The sequence below is a fragment of the Leptospira ognonensis genome (assembly GCF_004770745.1).
In the GTDB taxonomy this organism is placed as follows: domain Bacteria; phylum Spirochaetota; class Leptospiria; order Leptospirales; family Leptospiraceae; genus Leptospira_A; species Leptospira_A ognonensis.
Genome location: NZ_RQGD01000046.1, coordinates 315,018 through 334,389 on the forward strand (window position 1 = coordinate 315,018; position 19,372 = coordinate 334,389).

The 19,372-nt window shown below is 39.1% G+C and carries 19 protein-coding genes; 15 read left to right on the plus strand and 4 right to left on the minus strand.

Features of this window, described 5'->3' with window-relative positions; translation table 11 throughout:
• Positions 1–9 precede the first annotated feature (9 nt).
• Entirely contained in the window at positions 10–663 is a 654-nt protein-coding gene (locus EHQ58_RS17635; RefSeq protein WP_135625348.1) for a hypothetical protein, read from the minus strand.
• A 70-nt stretch (positions 664–733) separates the two neighbouring features.
• On the opposite strand from EHQ58_RS17635, the gene EHQ58_RS17640 reads away from it, so the two are divergent.
• Genes EHQ58_RS17640 through ispF form a run of 3 tightly spaced genes read left to right on the plus strand, consistent with a single transcriptional unit; the run spans position 734 to position 2,757 of the window.
• Entirely contained in the window at positions 734–1,258 is a 525-nt protein-coding gene (locus tag EHQ58_RS17640; protein ID WP_135625350.1) for a hypothetical protein, read from the plus strand.
• A 24-nt stretch (positions 1,259–1,282) separates the two neighbouring features.
• On the plus strand, positions 1,283–2,269 hold the full coding sequence (nadA, locus tag EHQ58_RS17645) for a quinolinate synthase NadA (protein WP_135625351.1): 987 nt from the start codon (positions 1,283–1,285) through the stop codon (positions 2,267–2,269).
• A gap of 5 nt (positions 2,270–2,274) precedes the next feature.
• Positions 2,275–2,757 (plus strand): 2-C-methyl-D-erythritol 2,4-cyclodiphosphate synthase, encoded by a 483-nt coding sequence (ispF, locus tag EHQ58_RS17650; protein ID WP_135625353.1) that lies wholly within the window; start codon positions 2,275–2,277, stop codon positions 2,755–2,757.
• Between the two features lie 4 nt (positions 2,758–2,761).
• Here ispF and EHQ58_RS17655 read toward each other — a convergent pair whose 3' ends face one another.
• A complete protein-coding gene (locus EHQ58_RS17655) occupies positions 2,762–3,226 on the minus strand; it encodes a hypothetical protein (RefSeq protein WP_135625354.1) in 465 nt (154 codons plus the stop codon).
• 171 nt (positions 3,227–3,397) lie between these two features.
• Here EHQ58_RS17655 and EHQ58_RS17660 point away from each other — a divergent pair, with 171 nt between their 5' ends.
• Genes EHQ58_RS17660 through EHQ58_RS17690 form a run of 7 tightly spaced genes read left to right on the plus strand, consistent with a single transcriptional unit; the run spans position 3,398 to position 12,475 of the window.
• Entirely contained in the window at positions 3,398–5,347 is a 1,950-nt protein-coding gene (locus EHQ58_RS17660) for a PP2C family protein-serine/threonine phosphatase (RefSeq protein ID WP_135625356.1), read from the plus strand.
• The gene (locus EHQ58_RS17665) at positions 5,337–6,398 is read left to right on the plus strand and encodes a carotenoid 1,2-hydratase (protein WP_135625358.1); all 1,062 of its coding nucleotides are present in this window, start codon (positions 5,337–5,339) and stop codon (positions 6,396–6,398) included. Before EHQ58_RS17660 ends, EHQ58_RS17665 begins: the two co-directional genes overlap by 11 nt.
• Position 6,399: 1 nt before the next feature.
• A complete protein-coding gene (locus tag EHQ58_RS17670; protein WP_135625360.1) occupies positions 6,400–7,410 on the plus strand; it encodes an ABC transporter permease subunit in 1,011 nt (336 codons plus the stop codon).
• Positions 7,407–8,456 carry an ABC transporter permease subunit gene (locus tag EHQ58_RS17675; RefSeq protein WP_135625362.1) on the plus strand — a complete coding sequence of 350 codons (1,050 nt, stop codon included), beginning with the start codon at positions 7,407–7,409 and terminating at the stop codon, positions 8,454–8,456. The genes EHQ58_RS17670 and EHQ58_RS17675 overlap by 4 nt, the downstream gene beginning before the upstream one ends.
• Positions 8,453–9,436, plus strand: coding sequence for an ABC transporter ATP-binding protein (locus EHQ58_RS17680; RefSeq protein WP_246047427.1), 984 nt, complete (start codon positions 8,453–8,455; stop codon positions 9,434–9,436). The genes EHQ58_RS17675 and EHQ58_RS17680 overlap by 4 nt, the downstream gene beginning before the upstream one ends.
• Entirely contained in the window at positions 9,437–10,396 is a 960-nt protein-coding gene (locus tag EHQ58_RS17685) for an ABC transporter ATP-binding protein (RefSeq protein ID WP_135625364.1), read from the plus strand.
• Between the two features lie 12 nt (positions 10,397–10,408).
• Complete coding sequence (locus tag EHQ58_RS17690) at positions 10,409–12,475, plus strand: AsmA family protein (RefSeq protein ID WP_135625366.1); 2,067 nt, start codon at positions 10,409–10,411, stop codon at positions 12,473–12,475.
• Positions 12,476–12,484: 9 nt separating this feature from the next.
• Here EHQ58_RS17690 and EHQ58_RS17695 read toward each other — a convergent pair whose 3' ends face one another.
• Entirely contained in the window at positions 12,485–14,212 is a 1,728-nt protein-coding gene (locus EHQ58_RS17695) for a MutS-related protein (RefSeq protein ID WP_246047428.1), read from the minus strand.
• Between the two features lie 16 nt (positions 14,213–14,228).
• The gene (locus EHQ58_RS17700; protein ID WP_135625368.1) at positions 14,229–14,459 is read right to left on the minus strand and encodes a hypothetical protein; all 231 of its coding nucleotides are present in this window, start codon (positions 14,457–14,459) and stop codon (positions 14,229–14,231) included.
• Between the two features lie 165 nt (positions 14,460–14,624).
• Between EHQ58_RS17700 and EHQ58_RS17705 the strand changes: the two genes are divergently transcribed.
• The 5 genes from EHQ58_RS17705 (at position 14,625) to arsS (ending at position 19,352) form a co-directional block, all read left to right on the plus strand.
• Positions 14,625–14,837 carry a hypothetical protein gene (locus EHQ58_RS17705; protein WP_210412850.1) on the plus strand — a complete coding sequence of 71 codons (213 nt, stop codon included), beginning with the start codon at positions 14,625–14,627 and terminating at the stop codon, positions 14,835–14,837.
• Positions 14,838–14,908: 71 nt separating this feature from the next.
• A complete protein-coding gene (locus EHQ58_RS17710; RefSeq protein WP_135625370.1) occupies positions 14,909–16,957 on the plus strand; it encodes an AMP-dependent synthetase/ligase in 2,049 nt (682 codons plus the stop codon).
• Positions 16,957–17,733, plus strand: coding sequence for an enoyl-CoA hydratase/isomerase family protein (locus EHQ58_RS17715; RefSeq protein ID WP_135625372.1), 777 nt, complete (start codon positions 16,957–16,959; stop codon positions 17,731–17,733). Before EHQ58_RS17710 ends, EHQ58_RS17715 begins: the two co-directional genes overlap by 1 nt.
• Before the next feature lie 266 nt (positions 17,734–17,999).
• Positions 18,000–18,341: an arsenosugar biosynthesis-associated peroxidase-like protein gene (locus EHQ58_RS17720; RefSeq protein ID WP_135625373.1), complete on the plus strand. Its 342-nt coding sequence runs from the start codon at positions 18,000–18,002 to the stop codon at positions 18,339–18,341.
• 27 nt (positions 18,342–18,368) lie between these two features.
• Complete coding sequence (gene arsS / locus EHQ58_RS17725) at positions 18,369–19,352, plus strand: arsenosugar biosynthesis radical SAM (seleno)protein ArsS (RefSeq protein WP_135625375.1); 984 nt, start codon at positions 18,369–18,371, stop codon at positions 19,350–19,352.
• The last annotated feature ends 20 nt before the right edge of the window (positions 19,353–19,372 follow it).

Genomic DNA, 19,372 nt, shown 5'->3' on the forward strand with positions numbered 1-19,372 from the left:
AATCGTCTGTCAATTCCAAAAATGATCCTCTTCCCAGTCTCTCAACTTGGCCTCTAAAAAATTAGATTTTTCAAATGTGGACATGACACTTAATTCTCGCTCATAAATTATCTGTAGGATGTTCTTCTGGAATTTAGAATCTTCCCAGTTTTTAAATTCCAATGGATCGGAAGCATACAATTGTTTCCGTTTATCCGCAAGGATTCGTTTTCGTTCGGAACCGTAAGTTTGGGGGTGTTTTTTTTGGTAATCCTCAGCATAAAAAATCAATTCTAACGGTTTTTGTGATGGGTGGAAGGGGAAGAGAATCTTTCTGAGTTTGCCTGGAAAGAAGTGAGAACGTAATTGCTCTCGTTTTTCCCACTTTTCCCAATTGGTTCGGGAAGTGTCCAATTGTAATGCTTCTAAGTCCTCTAAATAGAAGGAGTAAGAGACGTAGACGGCGTAAAGGACAGATCCCCGTTCGTCTGGATACTGCTGGTTGATATGAAGAAAGGTTTGGTTTCTGTCATTGCCCCATTCATACCTTTCTTTGCCTCTCAAGGTGTCTAAGTATTCAAGAAGCGGTTCAGGATAGCCACCTTTTGTGATGACTTCCATCCGATCGTGCAGAGAATTCCAGACCACTTCTGAGCGAGCATCATAGCTTTTATTTGAAATCAAATCCTTTTGATTTTTGCGAAAAAGGAAATAGACAATAATTGAAATCACCAGGAGAAGTAGAAAGACCCCTATGAAAATCACATTTCGCTTTTTCATGCTACTTACGATTTTCATTTCCTGTTTCCTTTGCAAGCCAAAGAAGAAAGAAGCAGTGGATTCTGATACGATTAGCTTTCTTTTATCTCAAAAGAGTGGAGTGGAAGGAGCCTGCCAAAAATTTTTGCTCAGTGAAGCGAGTTGCATCTCCAGCCCTGATAATTCTGTGAGCGTTTGCCCCGCTCTCATAGTTGCTCTAAAATCCAAAATCAGCCCAACTGATAAAGCTTCTGACACCGTTGCTGAGCTATATTTCAATTGTTTCAGTGAGACGAATGTTCTGTACAACCAAGCGATTGCTTGCGCGAAGACCTCGTTTAATACGACAGGCGATTACCGAAAGGCACAAAGAGGCACAGCATCCGGCAGTTCCCAAAATGCCGTCGCAGCATGGAAATTACAATTTAATAACTGTGCATCCATAGACAATGGCATCCCACCTGCCAGTTCTGGTTTACGTGAAACAGCCACAAAACTGACGGCAGATCCTTTTCAATAATTACAAATACCAAAGGAGGACAGTATGTCCTTAGTCACAAAAGACGAGTTAATTGGAAAATTAAAGCCTGTTTATATGAGTCACGAAATTGATGGAAGGATTTTACCTTTAGTAGACGAGATCAATCGACTAAAGAAAGAAAAGAATGCCGTCTTACTCGGACATAATTATATGACACCCGATGTATTTTGGGGTGTTTCCGATATCATCGGGGATTCGCTTTACCTCTCTAAGATGGCAAAGGAAACAACTGCCGATATCATACTATTCAATGGTGTGCATTTTATGGCCGAAACTGCCAAAATTCTTTCTCCAACCAAGAAGGTTTTGATCGCAGATATGAAAGCAGGTTGTTCTCTTGCTGAGTCCATCACTCGCGAAGATGTCAAAAAACTAAAGGCACAATATCCTGGCGTTCCAGTTGTTACATATGTCAACTGTTCTGCGGATGTAAAGGCTGAAACAGATGTTTGCTGCACTTCGGCAAATGCAGTTCAAATCGTGAATGCCATGGAAACCGATACTGTTATTTTTTTACCTGATGAATATTTAGCGGGCAATGTTCAAAACCAAACATCGAAAAAATTGATTACACATCCTGGAAAATGTATGGTACACGAAATGTATACACCTGCCGATATTCAGTCTGCCAAACGTTTGTTTGGTGGTGAGCTGACGGTGATTACGCACCCGGAATGCCATGAAGATGTAGTGAAAGAGGCCGATTTTTCAGGTTCGACGTCACAAATGATCGATTTCATCCGAATGTCCAAAACGGATAAAATCATGTTGGTTACGGAATGTTCCATGGGTGACAACTTAAGAGCGGAATTTCCCGAAAAAGAATTTGTTTCGACATGCCAGACCTGTCCACACATGAAAAAAATCACTCTTGAGAAAGTCAGAGATGCATTATTATATGAACAATTTGAGATTTTTTTAGATGCGGAAGTGATTGAGAGTGCAGCAAAGTCAGTCAATCGAATGTTAGAGATAAGTTATAAAAAGTAGGCTATATGATTAGAGTTGGAAATGGTATAGATTTTCATAAATTGATTCAGGAAAAATTTCGTCCACTCATGTTAGCTGGAGTAGAAGTGAAATCTGAGTTTGCTTTTTTAGGTCATAGTGATGCGGATGTCATTTTACATGCAGTTGCTGATGCTATATTAGGTGCGGCAGCACTTGGAGACATCGGTCAGTATTATCCTGATCATGATGCCTCTATCAAAGACATTTCTTCTTCTATCATCGTAAAAAAGTGTTTGGCTTTAATCGGTGAAAAGGGTTGGAAATTGATCAATGTTGATTGTACGTATGTTGGTGATCATCCCAAGATCAGTCCCATCCGATCCGAGCTCATCCGTTCGCTTGCCAGTATTGTCGCCTTACCAGAAGACGCGGTATCCATAAAAGCCACCACTTCAGAGGGTATGGGTGCCCTCGGTCGTTCAGAGGGAGTGATGGTCATGGCGACAGTTTTGATTGAAAAAGATTAGATCGCTATTTTGATAACGGAGCCAAAAGCAAGGAAAGAGAGTTTGCTTGCGTTTTTAAGGAATGCGTTCCAAAAAATAAAAAAACGATTCTCGAAACCAGATCAGGTTTTGTCACAGCGGAAAGAGTCATGTCAATATGAACAAGGTTCTCTTTTTCTGTGAATTGAATGTGAAGAGACTCACTTTCCAGATGTGAAAGGCCTATGATTTTAAAGATGACCTTTTCATTCGGAACAAGCGCAAGGAATTCGATTTTTATCTCCTCTCCAGAATGTTTGCCCTCGATCGTCTCGCCTGAGATGGGCAGTCGACCATACTTTGCAGTATAATTTTGTAATATAAGCCGGAGAGCAGGCTCCCATTTCAAAGCAGTTGTTGTGCTCTGCGTAAAAGTAGCATCCTTTTGTGCGAAAATGGAGACTACAAAAACGATAAAAAAAAGAGTGAATGTTCTAAGAAACCAAATCATTTCCTCCATATAAAAATCTATTGCCTAAGGATCGATTGAAATTTAGTTTTATCCGATACCATGACTATGTCTTCGGATAATTCTGCATTTAATTCAGGGCGTGAACTTTCCTCAAGAAGGGTTTCCGGACTTATAAGAGCGCTCTTGCAGGAGACAAAATCTTCTACTTCGATGAATCCTTTTCCTGAGATCGTAGATGATGTTACCTATTCCAGGATCATGCGAGATCCTAACTTTTGGATTTCACAGGAATTAGAAGATCGCATGATTGGTTTTATCACTCAGACCATGGATGTTTCGGGGCTTTTATACCATCTGGGAACAGAAACGCTCATCACACAAGCCTACGATTTACTTCCGTTAGATGATACACGTATCAGTATCAACGAATTGATCCATCGAATTCCAATTCTTATCAATAGGCTGACTAGAACTGTATTTTTAAATATCCAAAATCATGGACCTAATGCAGCATATTTCCTATTTGAATATCATTCTCGTTATGTGGAAAAATGGTATGATGCGATATTCTTTCAAGGTATGCTTAACGGTTTATCGGTACTTTTCGCCTTAAAAGAATATAGCATCCAAATGACCAAAACAAAGTTATTTGGAATCCATGTTGTACATAAAGATTTAGGAGAAAATATTCAATTTGGATCTGATGCTAATGAATATCTGTTTGAGTGGAAAGGAGATACATTTTTTCTTTCCCGATCCACACTGAATAAGGATGATTTATCAAATCGACACAAGGTGATGATTACCGCGAAATCCGAGACTACATCCGAAGAGATTTCGATCATTGATGTAAATGAAGTCGTAAACAGGTCTAGAGAATTAGCCATTGAAAACCGAGATTTAGAGGCGGCCGTAGAGGTATTAAAATCCTTCAAATTTGAATTAGAAAAAAAGCAACTTTCCATTGCCAAAGATTTAAAATTAGCCAAAAACATTCAAAAAGGTTTGATTCCTCAAATCATACCAGATTGGAAAGGTGTTCAATTTTGGTCCGCTTATAGTCCCATGCAAGAAGTGAGTGGAGACTATTATGATTATTTTCCATTCAGCTCAGATCGGTTAGGCGTTGTGGTATGTGATGTTTCTGGCCATGGTGTTCCCGCTGCGTTCATTACTGCCTTGTCTAAAATGCTATTTTCAAACTACAAAAAAGCAAAACCCTCAGAAACTTTTAAACACATCAATCGTGAACTATTAGATTTAGTAAAACAACAAGGATATTCTACCTGCGTTTACGTGCTCATCGAAGAAGATTACCGAATTGTCTATTCCATCGCTGGCCATCCAAGACCTATCCTTTACCGCGCTAGAACCAAAAAAGCAGAGATTCAAGAAGGAGAGGGAACATTTCTCGGAATGTTTCCAGACGGTGGCGAGACGTACCGTGATCATAGTTTACAATTAGAGCCTGGTGATAAATTGTTTTTATACACCGATGGCATTACCGAGGCAGAGAATGATGTTGGTGAGGTGTTTGGCGAAGAAAGATTGATGGCTCTCATCGAAAAAACCGACCAGCGAACCATCCAGGAGAGCATTGATTTTATTATGGCGGCCCATAAAGAATTTACAATGGGTACAGATCCAATGGATGATATCACGTTATTAGGCTTACAATTGTCGCCTAGATTACCTGAATTCAATGAGCATAAAGCTCGTGCCGAAAAAAGTTATTCCATCAAGAACTTTAAGGATGCCTGCGACGAATACCAAAAAGCTTACGAAATTTTACCACGTGAGTTAAACACACAACTTGCCTATGGTCGGGCATTGGCAAATTCTGGAAATTTTTCGAAGGCAACTTCACTTCTCGAAGCATATAATAAATTCAAAACGAATAATTATCTTTCTCATGCGATTCTTGGTTATTGCTATTACAAAGAGAGTCATTTTGAAAAAGCCGAAGTAGAATGGAAGAAAGCTCACTCCTTGAACGATGATAATCTATCGATTTTATTCAATTTGGCTAAGGTATATCATAAACTCGGCAAAAAAAGTAAAATGAAAGATGTAACAGAGCGAATGAAAAAATTGGAATCAAATTACAAAAGCATCCTTCCCCTAGAAAAGAAGTGGGAATCAATGTTAGATGAACAATAAAATCCTTTTAGGTAGTATTTGTTTATTTTTTTTAATATCTTTTAAATTCCCAGAAGACCATTCGTTTCATAAAGACTATGGATTGGAATGGATTTATTTTGTCGGACACTTGAAGACGGAAAAAGGCGAGGATTTTGGTTACGAATTGTCTTTTTTCAGATTGGCTGTCGGTCAAGAGAAGGAAAATGCACGGATAGAAATTTTTCCTGTCCACTTTGCAATTTCCTCGGTATCGAAGAAAATGCATCAAAGTTTTCAGACAAGACAAAGAACGCTAGGCAAGTTAGCTGGCTACTCCCCAGAGTATATCCATTCTGGTGAGTATGAATTCCAAATTTTAGGAAAGGAAAAATTTAGAATCATTGCCAAACCAAAATTTTCAGAAACCAATATAGATTTCATACTCACGGCGACGAAACCACCATTAATACATGGGCAAAATGGTATCTCCATCAAATCTAGACGAAATTCAAATATTTCTTCATTTTATTATAGTTATCCGAGACTTGTCACAACGGGAACTCTGAAATTTCAGAATGTTGACCACAAGATTGTGTCAGGAGACTCATGGATGGACCATGAATGGAGCGAGGGATCTGGCTTTCAAACCTCGATAGTAAGAAAAAATACATCTTGGGATTGGTTGTGTCTATCTGCTGACGATGGAAGTGACTTCGTTAGTTTCAATTTTAGAGCATCAAGGGAAATGGAACCTGAGGCGACAGGAATTTTACGAAGTCCCTCTGGTGTAATCATACGATTTGAAAAAGAGAATCAACTTAGTATGATGCCACTTGCGGATGGAAATTGGACGAGTCCTAAGTCAGAGATTACCTATCCGCTTCAGTGGAAAATTTTATTTCCAAATGGTTACTGGATCGTAAAGCCAATGTTTACCGAACAAGAGTTTGATGCCAGAAAATCTACGGGATTAATTTACTGGGAGGGCATGGTTCTTGCGGAGGGAGTCATTGATGGAAAAAAAAGAAGTGCAAAAGGATATTTGGAATTGAAGGGATATGAGAAAGTAGACAAATGGTGGAAGTTGTAGTATGTGGAGATATTTCCTAAAACGATTTTTTCTCATTTTCCCGACTCTCCTTGGAATTACATTCGTTGTTTTTTTAATTTCACATTTAGCACCTGGTGGACCACTCGATAGCGAAATTGCAAAAATTAAAGGCGCGGCGAATCAATCGGGAGCATCCACCAAACAAATTTCAGCTGAAGAAATTCAAATCATCAAAGAAAGATTGCACTTAGACAAGCCAATACCGATTGCCTATTTGTATTGGCTAAAACAAATCATAGTTCTCGATTTAGGCGAGTCTAGGTTACACTCGCGAAAGGTCACCGATCTTATTGTTGAAAAGTTACCAGTTTCTCTTTTTTTCGGTCTTTCAGGATTTTTTTTGACCTATCTCATCTGTATCCCTTTGGGTATAAAAAAAGCCCTAAAAGAAGGGTCAAACTTTGATTTATATTCCAGCTTCATTATATTTTTTACGTATTCCTTACCTGTGTTTGCGTTCGCGATGCTTTTACTTTATTTATTTGCTTCAGGAGAAGTATTTACCTTTTTTCCTTTAGGACATGAAGTTTCAGACTTCTATGAAGATTTGACATTCTTTGGAAAGATCAAGGATCGAATCAGTCATATGTTTCTTCCGGTTATCTGTTATGTGATTGGTTCCTTTGCAGTCTTAACTTTACTGATGAAAAATAGCCTACTAGACCAAATTGCGAAGGAGTATGTTCGTACGGCGGTTTCTAAGGGTCTCGATTTTTCTACTGCCGTTTTTAAACATGCGTTTAGAAACTCTTTGATCCCAATAGCGACTGGCTTTGGTAGCAATCTCACTTTGATTTTTTCTGGATCTTTGTTTATCGAACTTGTCTTCAATATTGATGGTATGGGCTTGCTTAGTTTTGAAGCGGTCAGAGAAAGAGATACTGATCTTATGATGGGACTTCTCTTAGCTCAAAGTTTTCTGGGTTTGATCGGCAAAATTATTTCGGATTTTTGTTATGTGGCAATAGACCCAAGGATTAACTTCGAATGAACTTAATCTCAAATCCTGCGTACCAGCGAAAGTGGAAAAAATTTAAAACCAATAAGCGTGCCTATTATTCTTTGTTGATTTTGTTTTATTCCTACTTACTTTCCTTATTTTCACCGCTCATTCTCAACAATAAGCCTTTGCTCATCATTTACGAAGGAGAGTATTCCTTTCCCATTTTTAATTTTTACCCAGAATCGAAGTTTGGCGGATCCGAGCAAACCGAACCAAATTACAAAGATCTAAATCGGAAACCACAATTTCAAAATTCAAAAAATTATATGCTCTTTCCGTTGGTTCCCTTTGGAGTCAACGAAGATAACTTAGCTAGCTTAGAAGAAGGAGCAAATCCTCCCTCGATGCCGACGTTTAGACATTGGTTTGGAACAGATGATCGGGGTAGGGATGTATTTACTCGGATCATTTATGGATATCGGCTAGCCATGACATTTAGTCTCATACTTGTTCTTGTTGAGATTATACTAGCAGCCATTATAGGAGGAATTCAGGGTTTCTACATTGGAAATGTGGACCTATTTTTGCAGAGAATCATTGAGATTTTGTCAGCTATACCGTTTCTGTATCTTATTTTAATCCTGGGCGCTTTTTTTGGTAGAAGCTTTATGGTTTTACTCATCACCTATGGAGCGTTAAGCTGGATTGGTTTGAGTTATTATATTAGAGGCGAGTTTTTAAAATTGAGAAATCTTGCCTTTGTGGATGCTGCAAGGTCAATGGGTGTGCCTTCAAGGTCCATTATCCTCCGACATATGTTACCGAACTCACTGACTCCCCTAGTAACCTTTTTACCTTTTATTTTGATTTCTGCTATTTCAGTTTTATCGGCTCTTGATTTCTTAGGATATGGCATCCCTGCGCCGAATCCTTCCTGGGGTGAACTGATTGGCCAAGGTAGAGAAAGACTCAGTGCCTGGTGGCTGATTACATTTCCTTCGATTGCTCTATTTATGACCATTTTATTTGCTGCATTCGTTGGAGAGGGACTCCGAGATGCCTTCGATCCGAAAGAGAAGGTAACGTATAAATGAATCAAACTATGCAGCCATATTTAATTTCTCTTAAGGATTTAAGTGTGCAATTGTTCACCGAAGAAGGAAAACTTTCGATCATCGAAAATATTTCCTTCAGTATAGGCAGAAGTGAAATTTTTGCATTAGTCGGTGAATCTGGATGTGGCAAGTCAATTACCGCACTCTCCTTGACACAACTTCTGCCTTCAAACCAAGCATCGTATCCATCAGGTTCCATAATATTTGAAGAAGAAGACTTAACTCAATGCTCGATCGAAAAATTAAGGAGCATCAGAGGAAAGGACATCACTTACATTTTTCAAGAGCCATTTTCTTCGCTCAATCCATTACAGAAAATAGGTGATCAATTAATCGAAGGATTTTTATTACATAAATTAGGCGATAAAGAGGCAGCATTGGCAAAAGCCGAGGCACTCTTGAAACGTGTTGGCATTACTGACGCAAAACAAAGACTAGATCAGTATCCAAATCAGTTTTCTGGAGGTATGTTGCAAAGGGTATCTATCGCCATGGCACTCATGTGCGATCCAAAACTGCTGATTGCCGATGAGCCTACGTCTGCCATTGATGTTACCATACAGTTGCAATTGATTGAACTTTTGTTAGAGCTAAAAGCAGAAATAAAAATGTCGATCCTCTTCATTTCCCATGATATCGGTCTTGTTTCAAATATCGCGGATAGAATAGGTGTTATGTATGCTGGCAAACTTGTTGAAGTTGGGACGACGGCTGAGGTAATCGATTCCCCAAAACATCCATATGCGAAAGCATTGATAGATGCCTACCCAACGAAGGATAAATTAGGGAAACGTCTTCAAATTATCGACGGGATAGTTCCCACTCCCCGTGACTATCCCAAAGGATGTCATTTTTATGATCGATGCTCCGAGCGTGTTTCGATGTGTAAAGAAAAGGACCCCATATTCAAAAATTTATCTGAAACCCATATTGTTCAGTGTTTCGTGGTGGGTTCCTAAATGTTAGAATTAAATGATTTAAACGTTTGTTATTCGAATAAAAAATTTTTTTCCTTCCAGTCGGTCGAACTCAAGGCTGTAGAAGATGTCTCTTTTCAAATTCCCAAAGGTTCTATCTTGGGACTCGTGGGTGAATCAGGATGCGGAAAATCGACATTAGGCAGAGCTATACTCCAGCTTGTACCGATAAAAAGTGGTACGATTTCCTATGATGGTCAAAATATTCATGATCTGAAAGCACTTGATCAAATGAATCTTCGCAAAAAGATCCAGGTTGTTTTTCAGGATCCTTACTCATCGCTAAATCCTCGTTTAACGATTGGCGAAATTATAACGGAAGGATTACTTGTACACAATAAGAAATTAACTCGTTCAGAAAGGACGGAGCTTGCGCGATCGAGTCTGCTTCAGGTGAATTTGCCTGATTCAATTTTGTCTAGGTACCCACATGAATTTTCTGGAGGCCAGAGACAAAGGATTGCGATTGCCCGCGCCTTAATTCTAAACCCCGAGCTTGTGATTTGTGACGAAGCTGTTTCTGCCTTGGATATCTCCACACAAGCACAGGTGATTAACACACTCCTTGATTTAAGAGATAAACTAAATCTTTCTTACCTTTTTATTTCCCACGACTTGAATATCGTGAATCATATTTCTGATTCCATCGCCGTTATGTATTTAGGCAAAATTGTCGAGATTGGTACAAAAAAAAAGATTATGGAACAACCGGCACATCCTTACACAAAGGCTTTGTTTTCTGCTAGTTTCGAATTGAAAAATAGAAACCGTACAACGCGTCCTTTAGTAGGAGAAATCCCTAGTATTTCCAAGAAGCCATCTGGATGTTATTTTCATACTCGGTGTCCAATCGCTAAGGATATCTGTAAGATAGAAAATCCTATCGTAAAATCTATGGACGCAGAGAGAAAGGTAGCTTGCCATTTTCCAATGATGACATAGAATGTAATTGAAATGATAATCACTTTCGGTGAGCGAATCAAGGGATATGTCGGAAAACTTTTTCTTGGTGGCTTATTTATCTTTTCCATGTCTTCTTTTTTTTTACTCTATCCTCTTATTTCAGAACCTGATTACTATAAAAATCTCATTCTAAATTTAGTGAACCAACAGTCTGGACTAACTTTCGATTACAAGGAGTCTGAGCCAGAGTTATTTCCATTTCCTGGGATTTCTCTTCACCAGGTAACTGTAAGTAAAGCAGATAAGAAGCTCATCCAAGTAGAACGAGTCACGATCCAAATTTTTTACGGAGTACTGATTGGAAAAGAATTAGAGATACGTAGTATCATCTTGAATACCGGAAACATAGAGTTAAAACGAGAAAAGGATGAATCGTTTCCTCTGCTTTCAAAATTTCTTGAGCCAAATGATCTTAGAGAGAAGGATAAAAGTACCAGCTCAGAGATACTTACATATTTGGAGGTATTCGGGGATTTACCACATCGATTGGAATTAAAAAATATCAATATCGTTTTCGATGATAGACTATATAATCGAGTTATCAAATTATATATTTGGGAATGTAATACTGATTTAGACTTAGAGAAACAAAGTATTGATTTTTCCTTATATGGGAAACTAAATGAGGAAACAATTCAACTATATATTGATGCGAATTTTTTAAATAATTTGTTATCATACGAAAATTTGCGATTTGAAGGATCGATCGATTTTCAAAATTTTTCTGGAGAAAATTTAACAGATATAGCTATCATCTTTCCGTACGTTGATTTGAAATCAGCAAGATTAAATGGAGTTGTTCCTTTTTACAAAAGGACTTCAACTACTGTAGCCGCAAAATTTGAACGAGCTCATCTGCAAAATCTTGCGAGAAAAGGGTCGAAACCATTTTTAGATGCGTACATTTCCGTTTTAATATCCTATGACAATGCGAATCGTAAACTTGCATTTGATGATATTTCAGCAGAATGGAAGGGGAAAATCAAGATCAACGGATCTGGCTTCGTAACTTTTGATAAACCCCCCCTCTCTCCAACGATTTCTTTTGAAGGCAGATCGGATTATATTGATGCCGACTCAGTGATCAATCTCATAAAACTTTGGATAGAGGCAGACTTAGAAAAATCTCTTCTGACTCGAGGAATGGAAGATACAAATTATGTAAATCGAATGAATGTGCATCTAAATTTCAATTTAAAGAATGCGAACCTACGAGGTGTTTTTGCCGACAACTTAAATCTATCATTCCATTACCACAAAAGCCAAATGAGGATACAAAAAATCAATGCTTGGTTATATGGAGGTTCATTAAACGCCGTTGGAAGTTTCTTTTGGGGAAGTTCCCCGCGCTTAGAGCTAACTGGAAAAGCAGACAGTATCATCCTTGCTGATTTGTTAAAACATCAGTTTGATATTGCTCCGATGACAGGTAATTTGGAGTCCCAATTTGAATTGAATGCTTTGGGCAATTCCGAGGATGCTCTGGTAAAAACTTTGAAAATTAAATCTGATTTTAAATCAAAAGATGGTGAATTGCTAAGTTACACGAACATTCTCAAACCCGTTAGTTCCATCGGGAATCTCATCTCCCTAAAAAAATTGGATTTTTCAAAATCAACTCCCTATAAAGAGATCTCTGTTGGAATGCTCTATCATGAAAGGAAGTTTCAATTTTCAAATTTTCAATTGAAAGCTGATGGACTCACTGCAAAGGGTGAGGGAGACATCTCTCTCGATAAAAAAATAAATATGAAATTTACAATTGCGTTGCCAGGCCTTGCGGGTCGAGCCTTAAAACTTCCCATCATTTATTCAGGAATTTATGGGGTGAACTCTCCTTATATCGACCCCATCTGGTTAGGTTCCGTATATGCGGGAACCATTTTACTTGCCGGTCCTGCTGGTGCAACAGTTGGGGGCATCGCCGGGTCAGCGGTTTCGGAATATGTCAACCGCGCCGTTGATAATGTCACAGACACGGTTCAATCTGGCTGGAGCAGTGTAAGAGGAAAATTGACTCAGATTTTTTCAAGTGAGTCGAAACCAGAACAAAAGTAGTTCAAATTTTTAAATTGTTTCTCGTATAGGAATTCCTTCTTTCTTCAAAATGCGCAGAGCATTTGTCGTTTTGGAAATGCCATCACGTAACTGAAAATCAAATATCATTTCACCATCTTTCTCGAGTTCCGTAAAATGAAAGAGGTTGGCACCATTGGTCTCTGCAATTTCTAAATCATGCGTAGTTAAAAATACGATGGCTCCCTTTTCTTTAAGAGCATGAAGGATTTCACGAGTTGCGATTTGTCGCTCCCGCGAGTTTGTACCTTTTAAGATTTCATCAAGAAACAATATAGGTAGTTCACTGGAAGCATCGGATTTTTTTATGATCTCTGAGAGTCGCCTAACTTCAGAATAGAAAAAGGAAATTCCATTTTCTAAAGAATCTTGTGAACGAATGAGTGTGTGAATTCGGAAATTACAGAAATCCATCTCTCGACCGCAAACAGGCCCGCCCATACCCGCTAAGATTAAGTTGACTGCGATGGATCTTAGATAGGTTGTTTTCCCAGACATATTTGAACCCGTGATGATCATCAGGTTTCCCTCCTCCATGGAAGGCAGACGATTGCCAATTCTACTTCTCTCGTCTAACAAAGGATGTGCAAGAATCGAGGCAGAGATATTTCGATTCTCAGTTAAATTGGGAAAATCATAATTTGGATGTAAAACTGCAAAATGTGCAATCGGAAGTAAGGCCTCTAATGAAATCCACTTGTCTCGGAACCCTTCCCATTCTGATCCATAATTTGATATCCACTTGCTATACTTCTTTACTTTCCATAAATCCCAAAGAAACAGAACGTTGAGAAATATATGCGGAATGGGTGAAATGATCCAAGCAGAGGAATCACCCAGCCTTCTCATCTCTCGCATCATCTTTGTTATGTTTGATCTATTTCCATTCTCCATTCGCATCCAAGCGCAATGAAACGTGAAAATGGTATTCGAATATGCCTGGATATGTTTCCAAATCCGAGACGACTGCTTTCGATACGATACAAATAGTAAAAAGTTGAGAAGAAGTAACAAAGGTGCGAAAGGCAAAGAGAATACAGTGGAGATTAAAAGCCAGATGGGTGTAAAAATGCTCAGCGTTGGAAAGATCATTTTTAATATTTTCTTATCTTGCCAAAAATTTACCTGCGAGGGCGCCGAATGAATCGAAATTTTTTCTATCGCTGTTGATCGAAACATTTCTACCTTACGCAGCAAGTGGTATGTCAGATATTTCGTGTTTAATGTCTCTTTGATTCTACTTTGTGCAGCTTTGGCCGAAATGTATTGGATTTGTAGGAGCTGTTCTTGAAACAGTTTCCAGCCTTCAACGGACACGGTAGTATCAAGGTAAGGAAATAGCCCTTGTTTTGTGCAGAGATCTAAATCGATGGAGAGAGGATGATTTCGGATTGTCTCTTCATATTCCCAGATTTCAAAACTAGGCAGTTGTTTTACGTTTCCCTCTTTTCGATTTAACTCTCGTTTGAGGAAGTTAAGGGTTTTCTCGAGTTTACGTACGTGTTCTTTTCGCATTTGGTAGAGTCTGACGGTGGCAACGAATGCTCCTACTGGCAAAGTTAACATCGTATATGTGATAGGAGAAAAATTGGAGAAATAAAGAAACGAATATCCGAGAAGAATGGATGAGAAAAATACCAAGCGCAGTGTTGATAATTTTTTGAGAGCAGATTTTTTATTTTTATATAGATGAGTATAGCGTAAAAGTCGTCGATCCAAAAAACGAGTTACGGAATCAGACGTATCTTGGGCGTTCGTAATTTTCTTCTTCTCTTCTTGTTATTTCAGAATCAAGCACTCGTATGAGGCTTCCAAGGTCACTTAACCTCCATTTATCGATCAGTTTGCCTCTATCTCTACCTGAAAATTTATCTATGTAAAGACTACCGAATAAATCCTCTCCATATTCGTAAGCAACAAAGCGCCCGCTTCGCTTTCCTGTAGAATTTACCATACGAATCGTCATAAACTAGTACCAAAAAATATGCGAAAAAAAATAGTACAAGCGATTTTTTTTGCTTCAGCTTTTTCTTTTTGGTGCGATAACATTATTGGGGGTAGGCTACTTGTCACGGATGATAAGCCCTACAAACAAAAAACCCCCCGAAACCAGAGACGCACGGAGGCTGACATGGATTTCTACGCAGATATGGACACAGAGCTTAAAAGCTCATTTACACAACAAAACGACTTTTGCGCCAACGTTGAAGACGCGACCCTTTTCCCGCAATTGGGCTTAAAAGCCAGAAATTTGCTCAATTCTTCCCAAATGGTAAAACTTACCGAAATTCGGAAACGCCACCTGCAGAAAGGCCACCAACAGACCCATTTTAACTGGGACTGATTTCTTTAAAAAAATCTTGACCATCTGGAAAAGCACACTAGACTAAAGACCGCTTTTTCAGATGGAGAGATATGGCAAATAACCTAGCAGAAGTTTATAAAGAATCCGCGGACAAATTCGGTCCTAGGCCAGCATTTTGGTATAAAAATGCGGCAAAAGAATACCAAGCATTAACATATCAGCAATTGTACGAAAGTGGATTGGCCCTATCGGAAGCTCTCATCGATCTTGGCGTGAAGGCTCGCGAAAATGTTGCCGTCCTTGCTGACAATAGAATGGAATGGATCATTGCTGATTGTGCCGTTCTACTTGCGGGTGCTGCCAATGTTCCGCGAGGTTCCGACATAACAGACTCCGAAATTGTTTATATTCTTGGACACTCAGGTGCAAAAGTAGTTTTCATCGAAAATGATAAAGTCTACGAAAAATTCAAAAACAACAAATCCCAAACCAAAGGCGTAAAAACCGTCATCATCATGGACAAGGATTCAAAGCTAAAAGCCAGTGCAGGCATTGAGTTCTTTCATACACTTCTTGAAAAGGGTCGTACGTTACGTGCTAAAGGGAAAAAAGAAGCAGAGCAGCGTATAGCAGGCATTAAACCGGACGATTTGTTCACTCTCATTTATACTTCTGGAACCACAGGTATGCCAAAAGGTGTCATGCTCATGCACTCGAACATGATGCACCAGATGCATTACGTAGTTCCGAAAGTTGCAAAGGTTACGCCTGATGATCGCTTGCTTTCCATACTTCCTGTGTGGCACATTTTTGAACGAGTCGTCGAATATTTCGCAATCATCAACGGTGGGTCCACTTATTATACAAAAGTAACGGATCTAAGAAATGATATTGCTAAGGCGAAACCTACTTTTATGGCATCTGCGCCTCGAGTCTGGGAAAGTATCTACAATGGCATTTATACGAAAGTAAATGACCCTAAACAAACGCCACCTGTACGAAGGTTTCTGTTTAAACTTGCCTATTTCTTTTCAAAACATTATCACGCTTCGCTTCGCTTTTTAAAAGGCTTGGAAGTAGATTATGAAGGTAGAAATATATTTCAATCCCTTGGTTTAGGTTCCGTGGCACTTCTGAAATGGATATTCACGGCTCCGTTTACCGTCACGATTCTGTTTGGTGGATTGGGTTTTTATTTAGGTACCATGGAAAGTGGCCTTTCCACAATCGCTTATGTGATCGCGGGATTGGGTTTGATTTTCAATTACTTCACTCTTGATCGCATAGTTCTCTCGAAAATCCGTATGGCAACTGGTGGGTATCTACGAGCAACACTTTCTGGCGGTGGAGCCCTTCAGAAGCATGTGGATGCTTTCTTTATGGACATTGGTATTACGGTTCTCGAAGGGTATGGTATGACAGAAACAGGCCCAGTCATCTCCGCTAGAACCTTTGATCGTCCGATTATGGGCTCGGTGGGTGATGTCGTCCAACTCTCAGAAGTCCAAATCCGAGATGATGCGGGAAAGGTGCTTTGTCACATTGATGACAAACGAAACATTCTTTCAGGTAAAATCGGGGTCAAGGGTGTGGTTCATGTCCGCGGTCCTCAAGTCATGAAAGGATATTTTAAAAATCCAGAAACTACAGCCAAAACGATTGTCGATGGCTGGATGAACACTGGAGATATTGGGATGGTCAATTTCAAAAAAACGCTAACCCTGACTGGTCGTGCGAAAGATACGGTAGTTCTGTTAGGTGGTGAAAATGTTGAGCCAGTTCCGATTGAAAATAAAATTGATGAATCTCCTTACATTCGTCAGTCGATGGTGGTCGGACAAGATCAGAAAGTTCTCGGTGCCATCATTGTCCCAGATTTTGACGCGCTTGCTATTTGGCTGAAGGAAAATGATATCACGGATACGAAACCAGATAAACTGATTTCAAATCCGAGAGTGATCGATTTTTTCAAAAAGGAAGTTCGTAACTATAACAGTGTAAAAACTGGTTTTAAAAACTTTGAACAAGTTCAGTATGTGACGTTAGTTTCAAAGCCCTTTGAAGTCGGCGATGAGCTGACAAACCTTATGAAAATGAAACGACACGTGATTACAGAAAAGTATAAAGATCGAATCCTAGATTTATATAAAAATAGCTAATGGATCCTTTTTTAGAAATTCATCATGGAGACCGCATCTTGGAAATCAAGATGCAGTCCAATGAGAAAAATACATTTGATTTCGATACATTTTCGAAGTTTGAAAGTCTTCTGCAGAAACATGCCAAAGACGTTCAAATTAGAGTTATGCTTTTCACATCCGCACAGTCCCAGTTTTTTTCCAATGGGATCGAGCCGACTCTCATGTACAATAAATCAGACAACGAAGTCAGAGAAGCTGTAAGCTTACTGATCCGTTGTGCTACCTTATATTTTAATTTTCCCGTACCGAGTATTGCCGTCATCAATGGACATTGTATGGCAGCGGGTGCAGTTTTTGCTCTTTACTCTGACTATCGTTACATGGTTGATAAAGGCGGACGTATTGGATTCTCAGAGGCACTCGTTGGGTTGAACTTTCCTTCGGCGCCTACGATGATCTTACGTGATTTGGTTGGTACAACAAAAGCACGCGATCTACTTTACTTTGGAAAACAATTGAAAGGGCATGAGGCAAAAGAAATTGGCCTTGTAGATGAAGTATTGCCCTTAGAATCTCTGTATTCGGAGTGTATGAAACTTGCGGAAAGTTTAGCGAAGCTAACTTATAACTCTGCACGTGGAATGAAAACGGCACAAAGAAGTTATTACCGTCCCATCATTGACGCCATTTCGCCAGAGGATGTGGATTTATTTGTGCAAACCATTCAATCACGCGATGGCCAAGAGGGATTTTTATCTTTAATCGAAAAAAGACGTCCCAAGTTTATCACATAAACTGCAAATGATTTGATAGGCGGAGATCTTTTTGCTCTAACTAATTAAAAACGTAAAAAAACTCATAGTTCTTTCTGAAAGCTACGCTAAGACCATTCTAATGAACCCTTAGACAGAGTTTGCGTCACGTCACATACAATGCTGTACTTTGCATTATCCCATTTGTCCATTCTGATATACAAAAGAGTCTGAGAGAATAGAATCATTTCAAATTTTATTTGCTACCTAAAGATGGGTAAAGAGTCTGCAATTGGAGAGGATTTCCAATGAGCAATCACAACCACTATTTCAACGCATCCGATTTAGCTAAGTTTCCCGAGATTGGAAGAGTGAACAAAGATCTGGCGGATAAATTTTTTTCCTACTATGGAGCCGTTATGGGAGAAGGTGCACTGAGCGAAAGAGAAAAAGCTCTCATCGCGCTTGCTGTTTCTCATGCATTAAAATGTCCCTACTGCATTGATGCCTATACCTCGACTTGTTTACAAAAAGGTGCAGATGAAGCACAAATGAATGAGGCTGTTCATGTCGCTGCTGCTATGGCTGCAGGCATTAGCCTTGTACATAGCGTACAAATGAACAACAAAATCGATGAATTGTCCATCTAATCTTTGTAATTATAATAAAATCAACCGATGCTCGTTACCGATCAAATTGAGAAATTAAATTCTTATTCTAAGCCTTTTTATGATGCTGTTAAACGTGATCATCTCAAGCCTTTAACAGGAACTTCCTTGTCTGTGTTTCAAATGAATATCGGGAAATGGTGCAACCAGGCTTGTAAACATTGCCATGTGGATGCGTCTCCTCTTCGTACTGAAATGATGTCAAAGGAAACTATGGACCAATGTTTAGAAGTCATTGCATCTGTTCCATCTATAAAGACCGTCGATATCACAGGTGGCGCACCCGAAGGAAATCCAAATTTTCGATATCTTGTAGAGTCGGTGCGCAGGCTCGGTAAACTTGTTATCGATCGCTGTAACCTAACAATCCTTGAAGAACCCGGACATGAAAATCTTTATGATTTTTTTGCTTCAAATGAAGTTGAAGTTTGTTCTTCGTTGCCTTATTTTTCCGAAAGTCAAACAGACAAACAAAGAGGCGATGGAGTTTTTGAAAAATCGATCCGTGCGATTCAGAAATTGAACCAATTTGGATATGGAAAGAATCTTACCTTAAATTTAGTTTACAATCCCGTGGGTGTCTTCTTAAGTTCTTCTCAAAAACAATTGGAACGTGAATTTAAGGAGAGCCTTTTTAAAAAGTTTGGTATCACCTTCCATCAGCTTTTTTGTATCAATAACCTTCCCATCAATCGTTTTCTAGCAGCACTTGTGCGAGCTGGAAAATTTGAGATGTATATGGAAACACTTGTGAATGCGTATAATCCTCAGACCTTAAATGGACTCATGTGTAGGCATCAAATTTCGGTTGGGTATGATGGAAAGGTATATGATTGTGATTTCAATCAAATGCTTGAACTTGAAGCAAAACCATTTTCTCATATTAGTGACTTTCAGATGGATACATATTTAGAACGAGAGATAGTAGTTGCTAATCATTGTTATGGTTGTACCGCTGGAGCTGGTTCTAGCTGTGGCGGTGAAATCGTTTAGGTTTTTTTAGAATGGCGGAG

Coding starts and splice junctions, on each gene's coding strand:
- EHQ58_RS17700 (WP_135625368.1), bottom strand. CDS start 14,459: ATGACGATTCGTATGGTAAATTCTACAGGAAAGCGAAGCGGGCGCTTT.
- ispF (WP_135625353.1), top strand. CDS start 2,275: ATGATTAGAGTTGGAAATGGTATAGATTTTCATAAATTGATTCAGGAA.
- EHQ58_RS17675 (WP_135625362.1), top strand. CDS start 7,407: ATGAACTTAATCTCAAATCCTGCGTACCAGCGAAAGTGGAAAAAATTT.
- EHQ58_RS17680 (WP_246047427.1), top strand. CDS start 8,453: ATGAATCAAACTATGCAGCCATATTTAATTTCTCTTAAGGATTTAAGT.
- nadA (WP_135625351.1), top strand. CDS start 1,283: ATGTCCTTAGTCACAAAAGACGAGTTAATTGGAAAATTAAAGCCTGTT.
- EHQ58_RS17665 (WP_135625358.1), top strand. CDS start 5,337: ATGAACAATAAAATCCTTTTAGGTAGTATTTGTTTATTTTTTTTAATA.
- EHQ58_RS17720 (WP_135625373.1), top strand. CDS start 18,000: ATGAGCAATCACAACCACTATTTCAACGCATCCGATTTAGCTAAGTTT.
- EHQ58_RS17715 (WP_135625372.1), top strand. CDS start 16,957: ATGGATCCTTTTTTAGAAATTCATCATGGAGACCGCATCTTGGAAATC.
- EHQ58_RS17655 (WP_135625354.1), bottom strand. CDS start 3,226: ATGATTTGGTTTCTTAGAACATTCACTCTTTTTTTTATCGTTTTTGTA.
- arsS (WP_135625375.1), top strand. CDS start 18,369: ATGCTCGTTACCGATCAAATTGAGAAATTAAATTCTTATTCTAAGCCT.
- EHQ58_RS17670 (WP_135625360.1), top strand. CDS start 6,400: ATGTGGAGATATTTCCTAAAACGATTTTTTCTCATTTTCCCGACTCTC.
- EHQ58_RS17690 (WP_135625366.1), top strand. CDS start 10,409: ATGATAATCACTTTCGGTGAGCGAATCAAGGGATATGTCGGAAAACTT.
- EHQ58_RS17660 (WP_135625356.1), top strand. CDS start 3,398: ATGAATCCTTTTCCTGAGATCGTAGATGATGTTACCTATTCCAGGATC.
- EHQ58_RS17640 (WP_135625350.1), top strand. CDS start 734: ATGAAAATCACATTTCGCTTTTTCATGCTACTTACGATTTTCATTTCC.
- EHQ58_RS17710 (WP_135625370.1), top strand. CDS start 14,909: ATGGCAAATAACCTAGCAGAAGTTTATAAAGAATCCGCGGACAAATTC.
- EHQ58_RS17685 (WP_135625364.1), top strand. CDS start 9,437: ATGTTAGAATTAAATGATTTAAACGTTTGTTATTCGAATAAAAAATTT.
- EHQ58_RS17705 (WP_210412850.1), top strand. CDS start 14,625: ATGGATTTCTACGCAGATATGGACACAGAGCTTAAAAGCTCATTTACA.